Source organism: Microbacterium enclense (assembly GCF_004022425.1).
Classification (GTDB): domain Bacteria; phylum Actinomycetota; class Actinomycetes; order Actinomycetales; family Microbacteriaceae; genus Microbacterium; species Microbacterium enclense_A.
The window spans coordinates 1-2,273 of record NZ_RBZY01000125.1 but is presented as its reverse complement, the minus strand read 5'-3'; the positions used below and the strand labels follow the sequence as shown (position 1 = coordinate 2,273).

The following is a 2,273-nucleotide window of genomic DNA, read 5'->3' as shown; positions in this document are numbered from 1 at the left end:
GCCGACATCATCGCCGTGAGCACGCGGGAAGCCACATCGGACAGCGCGATCGCCCGCGCCGTCCTCGACCGTGGCCGCGAGTTCACGTCGTTCGCCTGCGACTTCTCCGACCGAGCCGCCGTGCTCGCGCTGATCGACGACCTCCGCGGCCGCCGGATCGACATCCTCGTGAACAACGCCGGCACGATCGAGCGAGCCCCCGCTGTCGAGCATCCGACCGCGCTGTGGGAGCGTGTCGTCGAAGTCGACCTCACCAGCCCCTTCCTGCTGACGCAGGCGGTCGCGGCAGGCATGCTCGAGCGAGGGTCGGGAAAGATCGTCTTCACGGCATCCCTGCTGAGCTTCCAGGGCGGAATCAACGTGCCCGGCTACGCAGCCGCGAAGTCGGGGATCGCGGGGCTGACGAAGGCCCTCGCGAACGAATGGGCAGCGCACGGCGTCAACGTCAACGCGATCGCGCCGGGCTACATCGCCACCGACAACACCGCACCGCTCCGCGGCGACCCCGACCGCTCGCGCAGCATCCTCGAGCGGATCCCCGCCGGACGGTGGGGCGAGAGTTCGGATCTCGCGGGAGCAACCGTGTTCCTGGCCTCCCCCGCCTCGGACTACGTGAACGGCATCACGCTGCCGGTCGACGGCGGGTGGCTCGGACGGTGAGCGACTGGCTGCTCCCGTTCCCCGTCATCCCGGTGGTCGTCGCGGACCGTCCGGACGTGGCATCCGATCTGGCCTTCGCCCTCGACGACGGGGGCGTGAGCTGCGCGGAGATCACCCTGCGCACCCCGCGCGCCCTCGAGGTGCTCGCCACGATGACCGCGAAGGCCCCGCCGGGATTCGTGGTGGGCGCGGGGACGGTGCTCGATGTCGACCAGGTCGATCGGGCCGCTGACGCCGGCGCCTCGTTCATCGTCAGCCCGGGCTTCGATGACGAGGTGGTCGAGCGGGCACGCACGCGCGGGCTCGAGGTGCTGCCGGGGGTGGCCACGGCCACCGAAGTGCAGCGCGCACGACGAGCGGGCCTGAGCGCAGTGAAACTCTTTCCCGCCGACCTCCTCGGCGGCCGGTCGGCGATCGACGCGCTCGCGGCGGTGTTCGCCGGGATCGGCTTCGTCCCGAGCGGGGGCGTCGGTGCGCACAACGCCGCCGACTACCTGGCGCATCCCGCGGTTCCCTCCGTGAGCGGGAGCTGGCTCGCCCCGCGCGCCGAGATCGACGCGGGCGACCTGTCGCGGGTCGCCGAGCGCGGCCGCGCCGCGATGCAGGACCGGATCATGCCATGACCGCCGTCGTCACGCTCGGCGAGACCATGGCGCTGTTCCGGCCGATCGACGCCTCCGAGGGCGAGAGCACCGACGCCTACCGACTGTCGTTCGGCGGTGCGGAGAGCAACGTCGCCATCGGGGTCGCGCGTCTGGGCGGCCGCGCGGTGTGGATGGGGCGTCTCGGCGACGATGTGGCGGGACGCCGGATCCGGCGCGAACTCCGCGCCGAGGGCGTCGAGGTGGTGGCCGCCGTGGACGCGGAGGCATCGACCGGCGCCATGATGAAGACCGAGATCGCGCCGGAACGCGTGGGCGTTCAGTACTGGCGGGCGGGCAGCGCGGGAAGTCGTCTCTCCCCCGACGACCTCGATCTGTCGCTCCTCGGGGCCTCGTGGGTCCTGCACGTGACCGGGATCACCCCGGCACTCTCGGCATCCGCCGCTTCCGCCGTGGACGCCGCCGTGGCTGCCGCCCGCTCCGCCGGGGCCACCGTGTCGTTCGACGTCAACCACCGCCCCTCGCTGTGGCGCGGTCGCGACGCGCGCGCCGTCTATCGCCGCCTCGCCGCGCAAGCCAACATCGTCTTCGCCGGCCGGGAGGAAGCGGCGCTCATCGTCGGGGAGCGCTCCGACGATGAGCTCGTCACTGCGATCGCCGAGCTCGGGGCGTCGACGGTCGCGCTCAAGCTCGGCGCGGAAGGCGCCCTTGTGCGGGACGAGGGTCGTGTGCTGCACCGCCCCGCCTGGCCCATCCGCCCGGTCGACACGGTGGGCGCCGGCGACGCGTTCGTCGCGGGCTACCTGTCCGAGCTCCTCCGCGCGTCACCGACCGAGCGGCGCCTGGAGACCGCCGTGGCGGCGGGGGCGTTCGCGTGCCTCGGCCGCGGCGACTGGGAGAGCCTGCCGCACGCCCGGCAGCTGGACCTCCTCGCCGCGGGAGAGGGCGACCCCGTCGTGCGGTGACGCCGCCCCGCGCACACGGCTGTGCCCCCTCGCTCCGCGGAGCGAG

The 2,273-nt window shown here is 73.3% G+C and carries 3 protein-coding genes; all 3 read left to right on the top strand.

Annotated elements, in window-relative coordinates; translation table 11 throughout:
* A partial coding sequence (locus tag D8Y23_RS16470) for an SDR family oxidoreductase (RefSeq protein WP_128219096.1) occupies positions 1 to 660 on the top strand: 660 nt, incomplete at its 5' end.
* Positions 657 to 1,283, top strand: coding sequence for a bifunctional 4-hydroxy-2-oxoglutarate aldolase/2-dehydro-3-deoxy-phosphogluconate aldolase (locus D8Y23_RS16465; RefSeq protein WP_240663946.1), 627 nt, complete (start codon positions 657 to 659; stop codon positions 1,281 to 1,283). The genes D8Y23_RS16470 and D8Y23_RS16465, both read left to right, overlap by 4 nt.
* On the top strand, positions 1,280 to 2,227 hold the full coding sequence (locus D8Y23_RS16460) for a sugar kinase (RefSeq protein WP_128219094.1): 948 nt from the start codon (positions 1,280 to 1,282) through the stop codon (positions 2,225 to 2,227). Before D8Y23_RS16465 ends, D8Y23_RS16460 begins: the two co-directional genes overlap by 4 nt.
* Positions 2,228 to 2,273: the final 46 nt, after the last annotated feature.

Bases quoted from the DNA above. Each gene is read 5' to 3' on its own strand.
- D8Y23_RS16460 (WP_128219094.1), top strand. From the start codon at position 1,280: ATGACCGCCGTCGTCACGCTCGGCGAGACCATGGCGCTGTTCCGGCCG.